Raw genomic sequence first — 15,745 nt, 5'->3', positions numbered from 1 at the left:
TTCTCACCTACAACAGGATACCCGAGGCGCCCGCCACGAGGCCAACGGCCACGGCCGCGGCATACACAAAGGCCGTGATCGCCGCGTTCTGCCGCGCGTCCGCGTTGGTGCGCCACAGCACGAGCAGCCCCACGCCGCCGGAGGCGAGAAGCCCCGCGAGCATGGGGCCCGCGCCGAGCACGCCGTCGAGGTAGAGCTCCGTGATCGCCACGCTCGCCCCACAGTTGGGGATCAGCCCCACGAGCGCGGCCACGAAGGTCGCGCGCACGGGATGGTCGGCGAGAAGCGCCCCGAGGGCGTCTTGCCCCACGAGCTCTATCACCAGGCCAAAGACGAAGGTCACCACGTAGATGAAGAAGGTCACCTGTACCGTGTGGACGAGCGCGGAGCGCAGGATGGCCCACCTGCCGTGGCCGTGCTCGTGGCCGTGCCCCTCGTCGTCGCAGTGGCAGTGCTCGCGCTCGCAGAGCTCGTGGATGTGCAGGTGGCCGTCTCCCGCGCGGTGCCAGAGCCGCAGGGCAACGTCGACGAGCAGCCCCACCGCAACGCCCACGGCCACCTTGACCCCAAGGATCGCGAGCAGGCGCGCCGGGGGCTCCTGGTGCGCCAGAAACACGGGCACCATCTCGTCGGAGGTCGAGAGTATCACCGCGACGAGCGTGCCGGCCGTGACCACGCGCCCCGCGTAGAGCGTCGCCGCCATCGCGGAGAAGCCGCACTGCGGCAGCGCCCCCAGGATTGCCCCCACGACGGGGCCCGCCTTGCCCGAGCGCTCCACGGCGGCCTGCACGTGCGCGCTCGCCGAGTGCTCTATCGCCTCCATCGCAAGGTAGGTAATCAGCAGAAACGGAACGAGCTCGAGAGTGTCCCAGAGGCTGTGCTCGAGCACGTGAACGATGAGTTCCACGACGTCCTCCAAACAGGCGCGCGCCCGAAGGAGGCTACTCCCAGGGCGTCAGAGTTAGCTCGGGGTATTCTACCCCGACGAAGGTCAGTCCTTTCGCAGGCGCGCAGGGGCCGGCGGCGGCACGGTCGCGCGCCGCGAGCGCGCCCTCGACCCACGAGGGGTCCCGATGCCCGCGCCCCACCTCCACGAGCGTCCCGGCGATGGTGCGCACCATGTTGTGCAGAAACGCGTTGCCGGTCACGTCGATGGCCACGAGCTCCTCGCCCGCCTCCTCGACGCGCGTCACGTCGAGCGCGGCCACATAGCGGCACGTGGGCTTGTCCACGGCCGAGGACGCCTTGCAGAAGCTCTTGAAGTCATGCTCCCCCAGAAGGGGCTGCGCCGCCTCGGCCATGGCCTCGACGTCAAGCTCCCCCCGATACCACCACGCATGGTCCCAGGCGAGCACCGGGCGCGCCTCCGTCGTGGCGATCCGATACCGGTAGCTGCGGCTCACGGCGTCAAAGCGCGCAGAGAAGCCCTCGCGCGCCCGGTAGAGCCCCCGTATGGAGAGGTCGTCCGGGGTGAGCGCCACGAGCGAGCGCACGAGCCGTCCGGCCGGCAGCGCGAGCTCGTCCGCCGTCACGGGAACGCTCACGTACTGCGCGAGCGCGTGCACGCCGGCATCCGTCCTGCCCGCGCAGGTGAGCTCGCAGGGGCGGCGTAGCGCGGTCTCGAGCGCGCGGCGCAGCTCTCCTGCGACGGTGCGCACGCCGCCCGGCTGCTCCGCAAAGCCCGCGAAGCCCGCCCCGCGGTAGCCGAGCCGTATGACGAGGGTCCCGCCGCCTGACATAGGTCTCCTTCCTTCCCCTGCAAGGGTAGCACGGCCGCCGGACGCCTTCGGGGCGCCTAGAGCAAAAGCGTGCACACCGCCCACGCGGCCACGCCGAGAAGGACCATCCGCTCGCGGGCGGGCAGGGGCCCCTGCATCGAGGTCTGCTTGCCCGTGAAGCAGCGGTCCTCCATCGCGGCGGCAAGCTCGTCCGCGCGCCGGAAGAGGCTCACGATGAGCGGCACGAGCACCTGGCCCCATCCGGCGAGGCGCCTGATGACGCCGCCCTCGTCAAGGCGCGCTCCCCGCGCCCGCTGCGCGCACCGGATGCGCTCGACCTCCTCCGAGGCGAGCGGGATGAAGCGCAGGGCCACCGAGACCGCCATGGAGAGGCCCCCCACGGGCACCCCCAGGCGCCCGAGCGGCGCCATCAGCGCGGCAAGCCCGTCCGCGATGGCGGGCGACATGGTGGTGGACGAGAACACGAGGGCAAGCCCCACCACGATCACGATCCGCGCGATGGCGGTTGCCGAGCGCACGAGCCCCTCCGCCGAGAGCCCCGGCTGCCCCACGAGCACCACCCCGTTGGCCAGAAGCGAGATACCCAGCAGGACGAGCGCGGGCCGCAGGGCCATGAGCACCCGCACGGGCGCCGTCCCGCTCGCCTCAAGCGCCACGAGAAGCCCCGCCGCAACGAGCGCAAGGCCGAGCGGGGCGGGCGCCGCAAACGCCGTCACGGACGCCACGAGCAGCGCCACGATCTTCGTGCGCGCGTCAAGCCGGTGCACGGGCGTCGCGCCCGGACGGTACGCCCCGGGGGCGAGCGGCCTACGCATGGGAGGCTCCCTCGGCCATCGCGCGCGCCCGGACCATGAGCGGCGGCTCCATTCCCGCCGCGCGGAAGAGCTCAGGCGAGCGGAGGGCCTCCGCGGCCGCGGCGCGCCCGACCACGCGCCCGCCGGCGAGAAGAACCACGTCATCGGCAACGTCGAGCCATTCCGCGGCGTCATGGGTCACCACGAGGACCGCCACCCCCTTCCGCGCGAGGGCGCAGACGAGCTCGCGCAGCCCGTGCCGGGCGGGCGCGTCAAGCCCGGCGGACGGCTCGTCGAGGACGCAGGCGCGCGGACGGGCGGCAAGAACGCCGGCAAGGGCCACGCGGCGCATCTGCCCCCCGGAGAGCTCGAAGGGAGAGCGCCCAAGGAGGTCATCCCCCACCTCAAGCAGCGCCGCGGCCTCGCGCGCCTGGGCCTCGGCCTTATGCGCCTCAAGCCCGAGCGCGCGAGGCGCGAAGGAGAGGTCGTCGAGCACGGTGTCGGCAAAGAGCTGGTCCTCGGGGCGCTGGAAGCAGAGGCCCACGTCGCCGGCGCGCACCGCGGCGTCGTCGAGCGACGCTCGGCCGGAGTCCGGCTCGAGGACGCCGGCCAGGACGCGCGCCGCCGTCGTCTTGCCCGAGCCGGATGCGCCGAGCAGGAGCGTGACGCCCGCGCAGGAGAGCGTCACGTCGTCGAGCGCCACGAGCTCGTCGTAGCTGACGCCCGCGCCCTCGAGGGCAAGCCGATGCGCGCCCCGGCCCGCGCGGAGGCCGCCGCCAGACCGCGGCGGCGGGAGGACCCGGGCGAGCGCCGCGGCGTCCGGCCGACCGCCCAGCGTGCCGCCCTCCGCCACGAGCCGCGTCAGCGGCGCGGCGAGCGGGTCGTCCGCAAGGCCGCTCGCCGCGAGCGCCCGCTTCGAGCGCAGGAAGTCCTCGGGCGACCCCTCCCATGTCACCCACCCGCCCTCGAGCACGACGATGCGCGCCGCGCCGTAGAGGGCCTCAAGGCCGTGAGCGATCTCGAGAACCCCCACGCCCTCGTCCACGAGGCCCCTCACGAGCTCGGCGATCGCGGCGCGAGACGCCTCGTCCAGGTGCGACCCCACCTCGTCGAGCACGAGGTAGCGCGGCCGCATGGCCAGGACCCCGGCAAGCGAGAGGAGCTGCTGCTGGCCGCCGGAGAGCTCATCGGTCATACGCTCTCGCAGGCCCCAGATCCCGCAGGCGCGCAGCGCCCGCTCGGCGCGACCGTGCACCTCGCCCCTGTCGAGCCCGAGGTTTCGCGGGCCAAAGGATGCCTCGTCGAGCACGAGCGGGCTCACGATCTGGTTTCTGGGGTCCTGGCGCACATAGCCCACCACCTCGGCAAGCAAGCGCCTCGAGGACGGGGATGACACCACGCCGTCCACGACGACTCGCCCCGAGCGCGCCGTCAGGGCGCCGTTCAGAAGGCGGGCGAGCGTGGACTTGCCCGAGCCGTTGCGGCCCAGCAAAACGACGCGCTCCCCCGCCCGCACGCTCAGCGAGACGCCACGCAGCACCTCATCGCTGCCATAGGAAAAGTGCGCGTCGCACACCTCGATCAAGCGTCTCGCCTCCCGTCCGTTCTTCTCGGCTGCCGCACTTCTCGTCCCTCCCAACTCGGGAGGCACTCATACAAAGAGCCCCGGCGGTGCCGGGGCTCGAAGATGCCATCTCTGAGAGGGGCGCTACTCGGCGTCCTTCTCCTCGGTCTCGGCGGCCGCGGGCTCCTCGACGGGAGCGGCCTCGACCTTGGTGACCTTGGCCTTGGGAGCGGCCTTGGGGGCCACGGGCTCGGTCACGAGCTCGAGGATGACCACCTCGGCGGCGTCGCCCTTGCGGGGGCCGAGCTTCATGATGCGGGTGTAGCCGCCGTTGCGGTCGGCCCACATGCCCTGCGCGGCCTTCTCGAAGACCTCGCGGACGAGCTCCTTGTCGCCCACCTTGGCGATGGCGAGGCGACGGCTGGCGATGTCGCCCTTCTTGGCCCAGGTGATGACCTTGTCAACGTCGCCGCGGACGGCCTTGGCACGCTGGTCAAGGGTCTTGATGCGGTCGTTCTCAAACAGGGCACGGATGAGGCTCTTCTTCATGGCCTTGGTGTGGCTGGCGTCGGTGCCGAGCTTCATGCCCCTCTTCTTGTTGTGTCGCATTTCTTGCTTCTCCTAAATCCGGCGCGCCTAGGCCTTGAGGGACAGGCCCATGGTCTCGAGCTTGTCCTTGACTTCCTCGATGGACTTGACGCCAAAGTTTCTGATGTTGAGAAGGTCGTTCTCGGAGAACTCCACGAGCTGGCGCACGGAGTGGATGCCGGCGCGCTTGAGGCAGTTGTAGGAGCGGACGGAGAGGTCCAGGTCCTCGATCTGCTTGTCGAGCTCGACGTTGTCCTCGACGGTGCCCGTAGCGAAGATGGAGGCGTCCTCGACCGGCTCGTCCTCATCGGCCAGGCTCATGAACGCGGTCATGTGCTGGTTGATGATGTTGGCGGCCTCGACGACGGCGTCGCGCGGGGTGATGGAGCCGTTGGTCTCCACCTCGAGCACGAGACGGTCGTAGTCGGTGTGACGCCCAACGCGGCAGGCCTCGACGGACTTGGCGCAGCGCTTGACGGGCGAGTAGAGCGAGTCGACGTGGATGATGCCGATGGGGTCGCTCTCGCGCTCGTTGTCCTCGCCGGACACGTAGCCGCGGCCCACGCCGACGCGCATCTTCATGGTGAGGTGGGCGCCCGCCCCGAGCGTGCAGATGACGTGGTCGGGGTTGACGAGCTCGAACTCGGCCGGGATGTCAAAGTCGCCGCCCGTGACGGTCATCGGACCGTCAACGGAGAGGGACGCCTCGGCCTCGTCGCCGGTTCCCATGGAGCGGAAGACCAGGCCCTTGACGTTGAGCACGATGTCGGTGACGTCCTCGTAGACGCCCTCGACAGTCGTGAACTCGTGCTGCACGCCGTCAATCTGGATGGCCTCGACGGCCGCGCCAGACAGCGACGAGAGCAGGACGCGACGCAGGGAGTTGCCGAGCGTGTCACCATAGCCGCGCTCGAGCGGCTCGGCGCTCACGCGCGCGAGGTTCTCGCTGATCTCCTCTACCGACACCTGCGGTCGGATGAATTCGGACATTGCTACCTCCAAATCTGGTCGGGCTTACTTGGAGTAGAGCTCGACGATCAGCTGCGCGTCGATGTCAAGGTCGATCTGATCGCGCGTGGGGAGCTGGAGGACAGTGCCCTTGAGCTTCTCGATGTCAACCTCGAGCCAGCCGGGGACGGCCATGTGCTCGGAGGAGATGAGGGCCTCCTTGATGGGGAGCAGGTCGCGGGCCTTCTCGGCGACGGCGACGACGTCGCCGGCCCTCACCTGGAAGGAGGGGATGTCGACGCGGCGGCCGTTCACGGTGATGTGGCCGTGGCGGACGGTCTGACGGGCCTCCTTGCGGGTGCGGGCAAAGCCGAGGCGGAAGACGACGTTGTCGAGACGACGCTCGAGCAGCGCCATCAGGTTGTCGCCGGTGATGCCCTCGAGCTTGAGGGCCTTCTCGTAGTAGCCGTGGAACTGCTTCTCGAGAACGCCGTAGATGAACTTGGCCTTCTGCTTCTCGCGAAGCTGGATGCCGTACTCGCTCTCCTGGCGACGACGACGCTTGGGCTCGCGGTTGGAGGTCTTGTTGATGCCCATCACAACGGGGTCGATGCCGAGCTGGCGGCACCTCTTGAGGACCGGGGTCCTATCGATAGCCATTGATACTCCTCCTAGCTACACGCGACGACGCTTGCTCAGACGGCAGCCGTTGTGCGCGATGGGGGTCTTGTCCTGGATGCCCGAAACCTCGAGGCCGGCGGCCTGGAGGGAGCGGATGGCGGTCTCGCGGCCGGAGCCGGGACCCTTCACGAAGACGGCGACCTTGTGCAGGCCGTGCTCCATGGCCGCCTTGGCAGCCGCCTCGGCGGCGAGCTGAGCGGCGAACGGCGTGGACTTGCGGGAGCCCTTGAAGCCGACGGTACCGCCGGACTGCCAGGAAATCACGTTGCCCTGGGGGTCGGTGATCGAGACGATCGTGTTGTTGAACGTGCTCTTGATGTGGGCCTGGCCCACGGCGATGTTCTTGCGCTCGGAGCGGCGCACGCGGGTGGTGCGCTGGTTCTTCTTCTGCGGCATTGTCTACTCCCTAGCCCCTCTTCTTGGCACCGATCTGACGCTTCTTGCCCTTGCGGGTGCGAGCGTTGGTGTGGGTGCGCTGACCGTGGACAGGGAGGCCCTTGCGGTGACGGAGGCCGCGGTAGCAGCCAATCTCCATCAGGCGGGCGGTGTTCTGACGCACCTCGCGGCGAAGGTCGCCCTCGGTGGTGTAGTTCGCGTCGATGAAGTCACGAATCTTGGTGACCTCGTCCTCGGTGAGGTCCTTGACGCGGGTATCGGGGTTCACACCGGTCTCCGCGCAGATCTTGGTGGCGCGGGTCTGGCCGATGCCGTAGACGTAGGTGAGTCCGACCTCGACGCGCTTGTCGCGCGGCAGGTCGACGCCGTTAATACGGGCCAACTTGGAGCTCCTTCCTTAGCCCTGACGCTGCTTGTGGCGCGGGTTCTCGCAGATGACGTAGACCTTGCCGTGGCGACGAATGATCTTGCACTTGTCGCACATCTTCTTGACCGAAGGACGTACCTTCATGAGACTTTCCTTCCGGTTAGTGCTGATACGAACCTATCTCCTCGCCCAGCCGCTGGCGTGAATATCCCAGGCTGTGTGGGGGACCTACTTGTAGCGGTAGGTGATGCGCCCCCTCGTGAGGTCGTAGGGAGAGATCTCCACGACGACCCGGTCGCCGGGGAGGATGCGGATGTAGTTCATCCTGATCTTCCCCGAGATGGTGCAGAGAATGGTCTTGCCGTTCTCAAGCTCAACGTTGAACATCGCGTTGGGCAGTGGCTCGACGACCTTGCCCTCGAGCTCGATAGCGTCCTGCTTGCTCAAAATCACACCCTTCCCCGCTCTTACAGCGACCAACAATCATACCTAAAATTCACATGTGCGTCCACGCTGCACCAGACGCACACAACAGCGCCTGGAACAGCGCGGACGATGGACCACTAGTCCTCGACGCCGCCCTCCATGGGACACCACGGGCCCTTCTCGTCCTGGGTGAGGATGACGGGGCCGTCCTCGGTGACGGCGACGGTGTTCTCATAGTGCGCGGCCGGCTTGCCGTCACGTGTGACGACGGTCCAGCCGTTGGCGAGCGTCTCGCAGCGATAGGTGCCGAGCGTGATCATGGGCTCGATGGCGATGACCATGCCGGCCTGCAGGCGCACGCCGCGGCCACGCCTGCCGTAGTTTCTGACCTCGGGGTCCTCGTGCATGACGCGGCCGACGCCGTGGCCCACGTAGTCGCGGACCACGCCATAGCCATTCGACTCCGCGAGCTCCTGCACGGCGGCGCCGATGTCACCAAGGTGGTTGCCGGGAACGGCCTGCTCGATGGCGGCCTTGAGGCAGTCGCGCGTGCACTCGCACAGGGCGCGCCACTCCTCGGAGGGGGTGCCCACGTAGAAGGTCCACGCGTTGTCCCCCACCCAGCCCTGATAGGTGGCGCCGGTGTCGATGGAGATGATGTCGCCCTCCTGCAGCACGACCGCGGGAGACGGAATGCCGTGGACAATCTGCTCGTTCACCGAGGAGCAGATGCTGCCCGGAAAGCCGCCGTACCCCTTGAAGGTGGGGACGGCGCCGTGAAGGCGGATGAACCCCTCCACGACTTGGTCGAGCTCCTTGGTGGTGACGCCGGGGCGCACGAGGGCCCCGGCACGACGAAGGGCCGCCTTGGACAGAGCCCCGGCGGCCTTCATCTGCTCGATCTCAACAGGTGACTTGATGTTGATCATAGAGCGAGGAGCGTCTTGACGTCGGCGTACACCTCGTCGACGGGACGGTCTCCGTCAACCTCCTTGAGGATTGCGTGTCCCTTGTAGTACTCGATCAGCGGCGACGTCTGGGTCTCGTAGACGTCCAGGCGGTGCTGGATCGTCTCGGGCTTGTCGTCATCGCGCTGGTACATCTCGCCGCCGCAGCGCGGGCAGATGTCCACGCCGGCGGGAGCGGTGTAGCCGCAGCCGCGGCAGGTGCGCCGCGAGCTCAGGCGCTCCACGATCACGCTCGGCTCAACGGAGATGAGCAGCGCCGCGTCAAGCGTGCGACCCATCGCGGCGAGCTCGGAGTCAAGCGTCACGGCCTGCGCGGTGTTGCGCGGGAAGCCGTCGAGGATGAAGCCCTTCTGCGCGTCGTCGGCCTCGAGGCGCTCCTTCACGAGGTCGACGACCAGGGCATCTGGTACGAGCTGGCCGGCATCCATGTAGCCCTTCGCCTTCTTGCCCAGCTTGGACCCCTCCTTGATGGCAGCCCTCAGAAGGTCGCCGGTGGAGATGTGCGCAAAGCCATACTCCGCGACGAGCTTCTGGGCCTGCGTGCCCTTGCCAGAGCCGGGAGCGCCGAGAAGAACGATGTTCATGATGCCGACCGCCTTTCTTTTTGCCTTCCTACCCTTCCACGACCGCTACTTGAAGAAGCCGTCGTAATTGTGCATCTTGAGCTGGCTCTCGATGGAGGAGAGCGTGTCCATGGCAACGCTGACCATGATCAGGACCGAGGTCCCGCCAAAGGCCTGGATGAGCGAGTTGCCGGTGAACGAGAAGATGATCGTGGGCACCACGGCCAGGACGGCCATGAACAGGGCGCCCGGAAGCGTGATGTGGTCGATCGTGCTCTTGATGTAGGCGGCGGTGGCGGCGCCGGGACGCACGCCCGGGATGAAGCCACCCTGCTTGCGCAGCTGGTCAGCCGTCTCCGTGGGGTTGAACACCATGGAGGAGTAGAAGTAGGCGAAGGCGACGATCAAGACGACGGACAGCACCCAGTTGATCCAGCCGGCGGAAAGGGCGTTGGCAAAGGCCTGGACCCAGTCCACGTTCGGGAAGAAGACCGCGAGCTGTGCCGGCAGGTACAGAATCGCCGAGGCGAAGATGATTGGCACGACACCCGCCGTATTCACCTTAATCGGGAGGTAGGTGGACTGCCCGCCCATCATCCTGCGGCCGACCACGCGCTTGGCGTACTGGATGGGAATGCGGCGCTGGCCGCGCTCCACGTACACAATGAGCGGGATGACCGCGATGATCACCACGAAGGTGACGACGGTGAGCACGATGTTGCCCACGCCGGTCACCGAGGTGATGAGCGCGGTGGGGATGCCGGACATGATGTTCGCGAAGATGATGAGCGACATGCCGTTGCCCACGCCGCGCTGGGTGATGATCTCGCCGAGCCACATGATGATCATCGCGCCGACCACCATGGTGAACACGACGATGATGTCGAGAAGCAGCTCGGGGGCGGCGATGCCCTCGAAGCTCACGCCATAGCTCCTGAAGAGGAACAGGTAGCCGATGGCGTTGAGCAGGGCGAGGCCGATCGTGAGATAGCGCGTGTACTGCGTGATCTTACGCTGGCCGGACTCGCCCTCCTTTGCGAGCTCGCCAAGGGACGGAATCACGGCCTGCAGCAGCTGCAGAATGATCTGCGAGGTGATGTAGGGCATGATGCCGAGGCTGAACACGGACATGCGGGAAAGCGCGCCACCTGAGAAGAGGTTGAGCACGGCCATGGCACCGCTCGAGGAGAGGCCGGCCTGATAGGCACCGAGCATCTCCTGGAACGGCGCGCCCGGAACGGGCAGATACGCGCCGAAGCGATACAGCAGCAGGATGCCTGCCGTCAGCAGGAGCTTCTGCCTCAGTTCCGGAATGCGAAACGCATTGGCGATTCCCTTTAGCACGCCTGCTCGACCTTTCCTCCGGCCGCCTCGATCTTAGCCTGGGCAGAGGCGGAGACCTTGTCCACCTTGACGGTGAGCTTCTTGGTCAGCTCGCCGTCGCCGAGGACCTTCACGGGAATATAGTTGTGCTTGATGACGCCCTTGGCAACCAGGGAATCGGCGTCGACGGTCTCACCGTCGGAGAACAGCGCCTCGAGGCGGGCGACGTTCACCGGAGCGTACTCGACGCGGTTGTGGTTGGTGAAGCCGGGGAGCTTGGGGAGACGCATCGCGAGCGGCTGCTGACCGCCCTCGAAGCCCTTGCCCTTGCCGCCGCCGGAACGGGAGAGCTGGCCCTTGGTGCCGCGGCCGGCCGTGGTGCCGTGACCGGACGAGTTGCCGCGGCCGATGCGCTTGCGGTTCTTGCGCGAGCCCTCCGCGGGGCGCAGATCGTTGAGCTGCATGAGTGACTCCTAGTTCTCTTCCACGGTGACAAGGTGCTTGACCTTGAAGATCATTCCACGAATGCTCGGGTTGTCCGGCTGCTCGACGACGTCGCCGATCTTGCGGAGGCCGAGGGCGCGGCAGGTGGCCGTCTGGTCCTTCTTGACGGAGGCAACGGCGCTGCGCACGAGCTTGATCTTGAGGGACTGAGCCATCGCTAGTTCTCCTTCCCGACAAACATCTCGCCCACGGTCATGCCGCGGCGCTCGGCGGCCTGCTCGGGGCTGGAGAGCTCCTTGAGGCCCTCGGCGGCGGCCTTGATGATGTTCATCGCGTTGCTGGTACCGAGGGACTTGGAGAGCACGTTGGTGATGCCAGCGAGCTCGAAGAGCGGGCGCACGGGGCCGCCGGCGATGACGCCGGTACCCTCGATGGCCGGCTTGATGAGCACGCGGCCGGCGCCGTAGTGGCCCTCGACGGTGTGCGGGATGGTGCCGTGCTCGGTCACGGGCACGTGGAACATGTTCTTCTTGGCGTCCTCGATGCCCTTCTGGATGGCCAGGGGCACCTCGGCGGACTTGCCCATGCCAAGGCCGACGTTGCCCTTGCCGTCACCGACGGCCACGAGGGCCACGAGGGACATGCGACGGCCGCCCTTGACGGTCTTGGAGACGCGGTGGATGTAGACGACGCGCTCCTGAAGATCCGTGTCCTGCTGGCGCTTACGATCTCGTGCCATTGAATCCTCCTAGAACTTCAGGCCCGCGTTGCGGGCACCGTCTGCCAGAGCCTTGACACGGCCGTGATAGATGCGACCACCGCGGTCGAAGGTGACCGTGGTGACGCCCTTCTCGACGGCACGCTTACCCACGAGCTCGCCAACGAACTCGGCCGCCTCCTTGTTGGAGCCGATCTTGCCCGTGGCGCGGAACTCGGGGTCGAGGGTCGAGGCAGAGCAGATGGTCTTGCCGTCGGCGTCGTCGATGACCTGAGCGTAGATGTTTGCGTTGGTGCGGTGCACGCTGAGGCGCGGACGCTCAGCGGTGCCGAAGATCTTGGCGCGGACGCGGCGCTCGCGGCGCTTGAGACCGGCCTTCTTCGCCTGCTGCTTGTTCATTCCTTCTCCTTAGACGTGCCATCACCTGACGGGGTGATGGTCTTTCGCTGCCTGGCCGAAGACTACTTGGCGGCCTTGCCGAGCTTCCTGCGAATGTGCTCGCCCACGTAGTGGATGCCCTTGCCCTTGTACGGCTCGGGCGGGCGCTTCATGCGAATCTCGGCGGCCACCTGGCCGACCTGCTCCTTGGAGATGCCCTTGACGTTGATGTGGGTGTTGTCGGGCACCTCGAAGGTGATGTTCTCGGGGGCCGGGTAGACCACCGGGTGGGAGTAGCCGAGCGAGAGGTCGAGGTCCTTGCCCTTGAGCGTGGCACGGTAGCCGACGCCGGTGAGCTCGAGCTTCTTCTCAAAGCCCTCGGAGACGCCGATCACCATGTTGTGGAGAAGGGTGCGGGTGAGGCCCTGCTGGGCGTTGGAGGCGGTGGACTCGTCCACGCGGACGACGAGGAGCTCCTCGCCCTCCTCCTTGATCTCGACGAGGTCGGAGAAGGTGCGGGTGAGCTCGCCCTTGCCGCCCTTGACGGTGACGGTGGTGCCGTTGACTGTCACAGTGACTCCGGCGGGAACCTGGACAGGCTGCTTACCAATACGAGACACGGTTGTCTCCTTTCATTCCTGCCGTGAGTTACCAGATGTAGGCGATGACCTCGCCGCCGATGCCGAGCTTGCGAGCATCGCGGTCGCACATCATGCCCTTGGAGGTCGAGATGACGGCGGAGCCGAGGCCGCCGAGCACGCGCGGAAGCTTCTCCGCGGTGGAGTAGATGCGCAGGCCGGGCTTGGAGATGCGGCGGATGCCACGGATGACCTTGGCGTGGCGCGCGCCGTACTTGAGCGTGATGTGGAGGGTCTTCTGCGGGGTCGTGTCCTCGACCTCGTACCCGGCGATGTATCCCTCCTCGCAGATGACGCGGGCGATCTCAACGAGCACCTTGGTCGAGGGCATGGAGACCTCGGCCTTGTTGGCGGCGTTCGCGTTGCGGATGCGCGTCAGCATGTCAGAAATGGGATCAGTGATCTTCATGGATCATTCTCCTTCGGTAATGATGAACCTGCGTGTCCGGTTCGCTCGCACCCGTGGCGCAAGCGCCTGGACGCCAGAGCCCCGGGGTCCTACCAGCTCGCCTTGCGGACGCCGGGAAGCTCGCCTTTGCTCGCAAGCTCGCGGAAGCAGACGCGGCAGAGGCCGAACTTGCGATAGACGGAGTGGGGACGCCCACAACGCTGGCAGCGGTTCTGCTTGCGCGTCGAGAACTTCGGCTCGCGCTGAGCCTTGACGATCATCGATGTCTTAGCCACAAATCCTCCTTCATTGCAATCCGGGCGCCCCGGCCGAGCCGAGGCGCCTTTGTTGGTATTTGACCTACTCAGCCTTGAACGGGAAGTGGAAGGCCTTGAGCAGCGCCTTGCCCTCCTCGTCGGTCTGAGCGGTGGTCACGATGGTGATGTCCATGCCGCGGGTGTGGTCGATCTTGTCGAAGTCAATCTCCGGGAAGATGAGCTGCTCGGTGACGCCCATGGAGAAGTTGCCACGGCCGTCGAAGCTCTTCGGGGAGATGCCGCGGAAGTCGCGGATGCGCGGGATGGCGATGGAGATGAGGCGATCGAAGAACTCCCACATGCGGTCGCCGCGCAGGGTGACCTTGGCGCCGATCGGCATGCCGGCGCGCAGGTGGAAGGTCGCGATGGACTTGCGGGCGTGGGTCACGAGGGGCTGCTGGCCGGTGATGGCGCGCAGGTCGGCGACGGCGCCGTCGATGGCCTTGGCGTCCGTGGCGGCCTCGCCGACGCCCATGTTCACGACGATCTTCTCGATCTTCGGGATCTGGTGAACGTTCTTGTAGCCAAACTGCTTCTGGAGTTCGTCACGCACGGTGGCGAAGTACTGCTCCTTGAGACGCGGTACGTACTTGTCTGCCATGTCCACTCCTTTGACTCTTGGGGTTCTCAGCACGGGGTTTCCAACCTCGTACCTCCCTGCCTTGGCGGGGCCGGGAGCCTTGTCACACGCCCGGGGCAGAATCCTCCCTACCCAGAGACGCAAGGAAACATAATACGCCCTTTCTCCACAAAAGGAAAACCGAGAAGAACGACGCACCGTTTATGCACATTCGTCTCCGCCGGCCCACGCGATACCACGTCCTTCTCACCCGCTCTTCTCGCCACTCAGTTGCGGTTCTGAGCATCACTCCCCGCTCAAATCCGCATCTGAGCACCGCTCTGTACTCATTTCCGCATCTGAGTGCCAGAGGCTGAGGGGCGACGTGCTTGAAGGCGCATTTACGCATCAACATCACGCTGATTGGCCGCTCAGATTCGCATCTGAGTCACAGCCAGTACGCACCTCCGCATCTGAGTACCGCCACCTACTCAAATCAGCATCTGGGCGCATGTCTCCAGACGGAGCACAGACCAGGGCGGCGCCAAGCGGGGCTGATGCGGCTTCGCATATGCAAGGAGGCCCCGGTTTTCCGGAGAGAAGTTTCGCGAAGCGCACTTCTCGGAGGAAAACCGGGGCCTCCCGGGCAGAGCGTCGTCAGTCCCTTAGAACTTGGCGCCGCACTTCTTGCACACGCGGACCTTCTTGCCCTCGTCGTTCACGTCGTGACCGACGCGCGTGGGCTTGCCGCAGCTCGGGCAGACGAGCATGACGTTGGAGGCGTCGATCGCGGCCTCCTGCTCGACGATGCCGCCCTGCTGGTTCTGCGCGTTGGGGCGCACGGCCTTCTTGACCATGGCGACGCCCTCAACGATGACCTTGCCCTCGGCGGGCTTGGCGCGGAGGATCTCGCCCTCCTTGCCCTTGTCCTTACCGGAGAGGACGACGACCTTGTCGCCCTTCTTGACATGCATCTTAGCCATTCGTCCTCACTCCCTAGAGCGTCTCAGGCGCGAGCGAGACGATCTTCATGTACTTGTGGTCGCGCAGCTCGCGGGCGACGGGCCCGAAGATACGGGTGCCCTTGGGCTCGCCATCCTTGTTGACCAGGACGCAGGCGTTCTGGTCAAAGCGGATGTAGCTGCCGTCCTTGCGACGGGTCTCCTTGACCGTGCGCACGATGACGCAGCGGACGATGTCGCCCTTCTTCACGGAACCGCCCGGGGTAGCCTCCTGCACGGCGCCGATGATGACGTCGGCCAGGCCGGCGTAGCGACGCTTGGAGCCACCGAGGACCTTGACGCACTTCACGCGTCGAGCGCCGCTGTTGTCAGCGACGTTGAGCATGGTCTCCATCTGAATCATTGGTGTTCCTCCGAACGTGTGCCCACCCAGAGGTGCGTCCTTTCGTGCGACGCACGTGGGCAGGGCTCGTCACTGATACTTACTTGGCGCGCTCGACGATCTCCACGAGACGCCAACGCTTGGTCTTGGACAGCGGACGAGTCTCCATGACGGTGACGGTATCGCCGATGCCGCACTCGTTCTTCTCGTCGTGAGCGTGGAGCTTCTTGGAGATGGTCATCATCTTGCCGTACTTGGGGTGACGCTTGCGGTAGTCGATCTTCACCGTGATGGACTTGTCGCCAGAGATGGAGACGACCGTCCCGGTGACGACCTTGCGCGCGTTCCTCTTCTCGGTCTCAGCCATAGTCATTCTCCTGCGATCTAGTTCTGCGCGGCGGACTGCTCAGCCGCGATCTGGCGGGCGCGCTGCTCGGTGAGAACGCGCGCGATGTCCTTCTTCACGGTCTTGACGCGAGCCGTGTTGTCAAGCTGGCTCGTGGCCATCTGGAAGCGGAGGTTGAAGAGCTCAGCGCGGCCCTCCTCCAGCTTCTTGGCGAGCTCGTCGTCGCTCATGGCCTTGATCTCGGTGTACTTCATTG

The 15,745-nt window shown here is 66.4% G+C and carries 26 protein-coding genes; all 26 read right to left on the bottom strand.

The features are described from left to right. Positions 1–7: 7 nt before the first annotated feature. Positions 8–907, bottom strand: coding sequence for a putative manganese transporter (locus tag H6A23_RS00225; RefSeq protein ID WP_353652983.1), 900 nt, complete (start codon positions 905–907; stop codon positions 8–10). A gap of 34 nt (positions 908–941) precedes the next feature. Beyond that, the gene (gene truA, locus H6A23_RS00220; protein WP_204830194.1) at positions 942–1,739 is read right to left on the bottom strand and encodes a tRNA pseudouridine(38-40) synthase TruA; all 798 of its coding nucleotides are present in this window, start codon (positions 1,737–1,739) and stop codon (positions 942–944) included. Between the two features lie 56 nt (positions 1,740–1,795). Continuing rightward, the gene (locus H6A23_RS00215) at positions 1,796–2,554 is read right to left on the bottom strand and encodes an energy-coupling factor transporter transmembrane component T family protein (RefSeq protein WP_204830193.1); all 759 of its coding nucleotides are present in this window, start codon (positions 2,552–2,554) and stop codon (positions 1,796–1,798) included. Continuing rightward, the gene (locus tag H6A23_RS00210; protein WP_353652987.1) at positions 2,547–4,109 is read right to left on the bottom strand and encodes an ABC transporter ATP-binding protein; all 1,563 of its coding nucleotides are present in this window, start codon (positions 4,107–4,109) and stop codon (positions 2,547–2,549) included. The genes H6A23_RS00215 and H6A23_RS00210 overlap by 8 nt, the downstream gene beginning before the upstream one ends. A 132-nt stretch (positions 4,110–4,241) precedes the next feature. Continuing rightward, entirely contained in the window at positions 4,242–4,706 is a 465-nt protein-coding gene (gene rplQ, locus H6A23_RS00205) for a 50S ribosomal protein L17 (protein WP_204830191.1), read from the bottom strand. A 27-nt stretch (positions 4,707–4,733) separates the two neighbouring features. After that, positions 4,734–5,675 carry a DNA-directed RNA polymerase subunit alpha gene (locus tag H6A23_RS00200; protein ID WP_204830190.1) on the bottom strand — a complete coding sequence of 314 codons (942 nt, stop codon included), beginning with the start codon at positions 5,673–5,675 and terminating at the stop codon, positions 4,734–4,736. A 24-nt stretch (positions 5,676–5,699) separates the two neighbouring features. Next, on the bottom strand, positions 5,700–6,293 hold the full coding sequence (rpsD, locus tag H6A23_RS00195) for a 30S ribosomal protein S4 (RefSeq protein ID WP_204830189.1): 594 nt from the start codon (positions 6,291–6,293) through the stop codon (positions 5,700–5,702). Between the two features lie 15 nt (positions 6,294–6,308). After that, positions 6,309–6,710 (bottom strand): 30S ribosomal protein S11, encoded by a 402-nt coding sequence (gene rpsK / locus H6A23_RS00190; RefSeq protein ID WP_075279274.1) that lies wholly within the window; start codon positions 6,708–6,710, stop codon positions 6,309–6,311. Positions 6,711–6,720: 10 nt separating this feature from the next. Further along, entirely contained in the window at positions 6,721–7,092 is a 372-nt protein-coding gene (gene rpsM / locus H6A23_RS00185) for a 30S ribosomal protein S13 (RefSeq protein ID WP_075279273.1), read from the bottom strand. Positions 7,093–7,107: 15 nt separating this feature from the next. Then, on the bottom strand, positions 7,108–7,221 hold the full coding sequence (rpmJ, locus tag H6A23_RS00180; protein ID WP_013252436.1) for a 50S ribosomal protein L36: 114 nt from the start codon (positions 7,219–7,221) through the stop codon (positions 7,108–7,110). Between the two features lie 84 nt (positions 7,222–7,305). Then, the gene (gene infA, locus H6A23_RS00175; RefSeq protein ID WP_072374229.1) at positions 7,306–7,524 is read right to left on the bottom strand and encodes a translation initiation factor IF-1; all 219 of its coding nucleotides are present in this window, start codon (positions 7,522–7,524) and stop codon (positions 7,306–7,308) included. Between the two features lie 116 nt (positions 7,525–7,640). Next, positions 7,641–8,432: a type I methionyl aminopeptidase gene (map, locus tag H6A23_RS00170; protein ID WP_204830188.1), complete on the bottom strand. Its 792-nt coding sequence runs from the start codon at positions 8,430–8,432 to the stop codon at positions 7,641–7,643. Beyond that, positions 8,429–9,055, bottom strand: a complete 627-nt coding sequence (locus tag H6A23_RS00165) for an adenylate kinase (RefSeq protein ID WP_204830187.1) — start codon at positions 9,053–9,055, stop codon at positions 8,429–8,431. The genes map and H6A23_RS00165 overlap by 4 nt, the downstream gene beginning before the upstream one ends. A gap of 45 nt (positions 9,056–9,100) precedes the next feature. Continuing rightward, positions 9,101–10,378 (bottom strand): preprotein translocase subunit SecY, encoded by a 1,278-nt coding sequence (secY, locus tag H6A23_RS00160; protein ID WP_204830186.1) that lies wholly within the window; start codon positions 10,376–10,378, stop codon positions 9,101–9,103. Next, a complete protein-coding gene (rplO, locus tag H6A23_RS00155; RefSeq protein ID WP_204830185.1) occupies positions 10,372–10,821 on the bottom strand; it encodes a 50S ribosomal protein L15 in 450 nt (149 codons plus the stop codon). Before rplO ends, secY begins: the two co-directional genes overlap by 7 nt. A 9-nt stretch (positions 10,822–10,830) precedes the next feature. Continuing rightward, complete coding sequence (gene rpmD, locus H6A23_RS00150; protein WP_075279269.1) at positions 10,831–11,016, bottom strand: 50S ribosomal protein L30; 186 nt, start codon at positions 11,014–11,016, stop codon at positions 10,831–10,833. A 2-nt stretch (positions 11,017–11,018) separates the two neighbouring features. Further along, a complete protein-coding gene (rpsE, locus tag H6A23_RS00145; protein WP_075279268.1) occupies positions 11,019–11,540 on the bottom strand; it encodes a 30S ribosomal protein S5 in 522 nt (173 codons plus the stop codon). 9 nt (positions 11,541–11,549) lie between these two features. Further along, on the bottom strand, positions 11,550–11,918 hold the full coding sequence (rplR, locus tag H6A23_RS00140; protein ID WP_075279267.1) for a 50S ribosomal protein L18: 369 nt from the start codon (positions 11,916–11,918) through the stop codon (positions 11,550–11,552). A gap of 62 nt (positions 11,919–11,980) precedes the next feature. After that, positions 11,981–12,517, bottom strand: a complete 537-nt coding sequence (gene rplF, locus H6A23_RS00135; protein WP_204830184.1) for a 50S ribosomal protein L6 — start codon at positions 12,515–12,517, stop codon at positions 11,981–11,983. A 28-nt stretch (positions 12,518–12,545) separates the two neighbouring features. Then, entirely contained in the window at positions 12,546–12,944 is a 399-nt protein-coding gene (gene rpsH / locus H6A23_RS00130; RefSeq protein ID WP_204830183.1) for a 30S ribosomal protein S8, read from the bottom strand. Between the two features lie 89 nt (positions 12,945–13,033). After that, positions 13,034–13,219 (bottom strand): type Z 30S ribosomal protein S14, encoded by a 186-nt coding sequence (locus H6A23_RS00125; RefSeq protein ID WP_075279264.1) that lies wholly within the window; start codon positions 13,217–13,219, stop codon positions 13,034–13,036. Between the two features lie 64 nt (positions 13,220–13,283). Then, complete coding sequence (gene rplE / locus H6A23_RS00120) at positions 13,284–13,841, bottom strand: 50S ribosomal protein L5 (RefSeq protein ID WP_075279263.1); 558 nt, start codon at positions 13,839–13,841, stop codon at positions 13,284–13,286. A gap of 623 nt (positions 13,842–14,464) precedes the next feature. Further along, positions 14,465–14,782, bottom strand: coding sequence for a 50S ribosomal protein L24 (gene rplX, locus H6A23_RS00115; protein ID WP_075279262.1), 318 nt, complete (start codon positions 14,780–14,782; stop codon positions 14,465–14,467). Between the two features lie 13 nt (positions 14,783–14,795). Further along, on the bottom strand, positions 14,796–15,164 hold the full coding sequence (rplN, locus tag H6A23_RS00110; protein ID WP_075279261.1) for a 50S ribosomal protein L14: 369 nt from the start codon (positions 15,162–15,164) through the stop codon (positions 14,796–14,798). A gap of 79 nt (positions 15,165–15,243) precedes the next feature. Then, positions 15,244–15,510 (bottom strand): 30S ribosomal protein S17, encoded by a 267-nt coding sequence (gene rpsQ, locus H6A23_RS00105; RefSeq protein ID WP_204830182.1) that lies wholly within the window; start codon positions 15,508–15,510, stop codon positions 15,244–15,246. A gap of 17 nt (positions 15,511–15,527) precedes the next feature. Next, positions 15,528–15,743, bottom strand: coding sequence for a 50S ribosomal protein L29 (gene rpmC, locus H6A23_RS00100; RefSeq protein WP_204830181.1), 216 nt, complete (start codon positions 15,741–15,743; stop codon positions 15,528–15,530). Positions 15,744–15,745: the final 2 nt, after the last annotated feature.

The sequence above is a fragment of the Olsenella uli genome, from assembly GCF_016900775.1.
Lineage (GTDB): Bacteria > Actinomycetota > Coriobacteriia > Coriobacteriales > Atopobiaceae > Thermophilibacter > Thermophilibacter uli_A.
The sequence above is the reverse complement of the archived record's forward strand: the minus strand, read 5'-3'. Positions and strand labels throughout refer to the sequence as shown.

Excerpts from the sequence above, each read along its gene's own strand:
- truA (WP_204830194.1), bottom strand. The coding sequence starts at position 1,739 with ATGTCAGGCGGCGGGACCCTCGTCATACGGCTCGGCTACCGCGGGGCG.
- H6A23_RS00215 (WP_204830193.1), bottom strand. The coding sequence starts at position 2,554 with ATGCGTAGGCCGCTCGCCCCCGGGGCGTACCGTCCGGGCGCGACGCCC.
- rplQ (WP_204830191.1), bottom strand. The coding sequence starts at position 4,706 with ATGCGACACAACAAGAAGAGGGGCATGAAGCTCGGCACCGACGCCAGC.
- H6A23_RS00200 (WP_204830190.1), bottom strand. The coding sequence starts at position 5,675 with ATGTCCGAATTCATCCGACCGCAGGTGTCGGTAGAGGAGATCAGCGAG.
- rpsD (WP_204830189.1), bottom strand. The coding sequence starts at position 6,293 with ATGGCTATCGATAGGACCCCGGTCCTCAAGAGGTGCCGCCAGCTCGGC.
- rpsK (WP_075279274.1), bottom strand. The coding sequence starts at position 6,710 with ATGCCGCAGAAGAAGAACCAGCGCACCACCCGCGTGCGCCGCTCCGAG.
- rpmJ (WP_013252436.1), bottom strand. The coding sequence starts at position 7,221 with ATGAAGGTACGTCCTTCGGTCAAGAAGATGTGCGACAAGTGCAAGATC.
- map (WP_204830188.1), bottom strand. The coding sequence starts at position 8,432 with ATGATCAACATCAAGTCACCTGTTGAGATCGAGCAGATGAAGGCCGCC.
- H6A23_RS00165 (WP_204830187.1), bottom strand. The coding sequence starts at position 9,055 with ATGAACATCGTTCTTCTCGGCGCTCCCGGCTCTGGCAAGGGCACGCAG.
- rplO (WP_204830185.1), bottom strand. The coding sequence starts at position 10,821 with ATGCAGCTCAACGATCTGCGCCCCGCGGAGGGCTCGCGCAAGAACCGC.
- rpmD (WP_075279269.1), bottom strand. The coding sequence starts at position 11,016 with ATGGCTCAGTCCCTCAAGATCAAGCTCGTGCGCAGCGCCGTTGCCTCC.
- rpsE (WP_075279268.1), bottom strand. The coding sequence starts at position 11,540 with ATGGCACGAGATCGTAAGCGCCAGCAGGACACGGATCTTCAGGAGCGC.
- rplR (WP_075279267.1), bottom strand. The coding sequence starts at position 11,918 with ATGAACAAGCAGCAGGCGAAGAAGGCCGGTCTCAAGCGCCGCGAGCGC.
- rpsH (WP_204830183.1), bottom strand. The coding sequence starts at position 12,944 with ATGAAGATCACTGATCCCATTTCTGACATGCTGACGCGCATCCGCAAC.
- rplE (WP_075279263.1), bottom strand. The coding sequence starts at position 13,841 with ATGGCAGACAAGTACGTACCGCGTCTCAAGGAGCAGTACTTCGCCACC.
- rplX (WP_075279262.1), bottom strand. The coding sequence starts at position 14,782 with ATGGCTAAGATGCATGTCAAGAAGGGCGACAAGGTCGTCGTCCTCTCC.
- rplN (WP_075279261.1), bottom strand. The coding sequence starts at position 15,164 with ATGATTCAGATGGAGACCATGCTCAACGTCGCTGACAACAGCGGCGCT.
- rpsQ (WP_204830182.1), bottom strand. The coding sequence starts at position 15,510 with ATGGCTGAGACCGAGAAGAGGAACGCGCGCAAGGTCGTCACCGGGACG.
- rpmC (WP_204830181.1), bottom strand. The coding sequence starts at position 15,743 with ATGAAGTACACCGAGATCAAGGCCATGAGCGACGACGAGCTCGCCAAG.